The organism is Sphingomonas sp. FG14 (assembly GCF_057809675.1).
The window spans coordinates 1-1,522 of record NZ_JBMDKK010000054.1 but is presented as its reverse complement, the minus strand read 5'-3'; the positions used below and the strand labels follow the sequence as shown (position 1 = coordinate 1,522).

Here is a 1,522-nt window from a genome sequence, read left to right as displayed (position 1 = left end):
CAATTCCGTTGAAAAAGGCAGCTGCGGCATCGTTGCGGCGGAGTTCACGATGAAGACGAGCGGTCTTCCTTTGCTGATCAGGCCAGCGCGGGCGTGGTCATCGGGATGATCTTGGCCATCTTGCGGAGGTTCTGGGCTGCTGCGGCGAGGTGGAACTCGTCTCTTGCGCCATTTGGGCCGCGCAGGCGCAGTCGATCCAGCTTCAGGATGCGCTTGAGGTGGGCGAACAGCATCTCGACTTTCTTCCGCTGGCGGCGTGAGACGAGATACGCGTCGGTTGTGGCGATTTCGCGGGCCAGGTCTCGCGCGCCTTCGTGGATCGACCGGGTGACCTTGCGGGCCGGCATGTTCGGCGTACATCGCTGCCGCAGGTCGCAGCCCTGACAGTCCTGCTGGCGGGCGCGATAGCGGATCGATCCGTCCTTATCGACGCGGCTGCGTGGGGTGCTGAAGTTGCGATTGGATCGCCGCAGGCGATTGCCCCCTGGGCAGATGTAGCTGTCGTCTTGATGGTCGTAGACGAAGTCGGCGCGCTCGAAGCTGCCGTCGCTCCGGGCGGACTTGTCGAACACCGGGATATGCGGCTCGATGCTCATCTCCTCGACCAGCCACGCCAGGTTGGGTGCCGAGCCATAGGCGGTATCGGCCACGAGGCGCTCGGGCCAGATCCCGAAGCGATGCTGTGTCCGCTCGATCATCCGGCGCTGGGCAGTAACTTCGGCCTGACGGACCGATGTTGTAGCCTCGACATCGACGATCACCGCATGGTCGAGATCGATCAGATAGTTAGTGCTGTAGGCGTAGAAGGCGGCCTCGCGCGTCGCCGCGGTCCAGCGCGATGCCGGGTCGGTGAGGTTGATGCGCTTGGGCGTGACCGGTGTCGCGCCGCCGAATGCTGCGTCGTCGAGCACGTCCAGATACTCATCGACGGCGCGGCCGACCGCTTCAGGCGGCAGGCCTTGCTCACCCGGCACCGAACGCTGGCGCTGCACATCAGCCCGGATGAGGCTGGCATCGACCGCGAAACCCTCGCCGCCAACCAACCCCTCGGCCATGCAGCGTGCCACCGTCATCTCGAACAGTTGTCGCAGCAGGTCACTGTCGCGGAAGCGACCATGCCGGTTCTTGGAGAAGGTCGAGTGATCGGGCACATCACCCTCCAGCCCCAGTCGGCAGAACCAGCGATAGGCCAAGTTGAGATGCACCTCCTCACACAGCCGGCGTTCGGACCGGATACCCATGCAATAGCCGATGACTAGCATCCGGATCATCAGCTCTGGATCGATCGAAGGCCGGCCCGTCTCGCTATAGAAGGGCCGCAGGTGCTCACGGATATCGGACAGATCCACGAACCGGTCGATCGAGCGCAGCAGATGATCCGTCGGAACATGTCGCTCCAGGCTGAAGCCGTAGAACAGCGCCTCCTGCACCACCGTCCGCTCACCCATCATCAGCCCGTCTCCACCTTCTCACGGAGACTGAATCAGGACGCCCGCGCTACTTCAAGCCTGAGTTTTTCAAC

General features: G+C 63.3%; 1 protein-coding gene. It reads right to left on the bottom strand.

The genetic code is table 11. From position 1 onward, the window contains the following. Positions 1–77: 77 nt before the first annotated feature. Positions 78–1,451, bottom strand: a complete 1,374-nt coding sequence (locus ACODTA_RS30285; RefSeq protein ID WP_489071397.1) for a transposase — start codon at positions 1,449–1,451, stop codon at positions 78–80. Positions 1,452–1,522 lie beyond the last annotated feature (71 nt).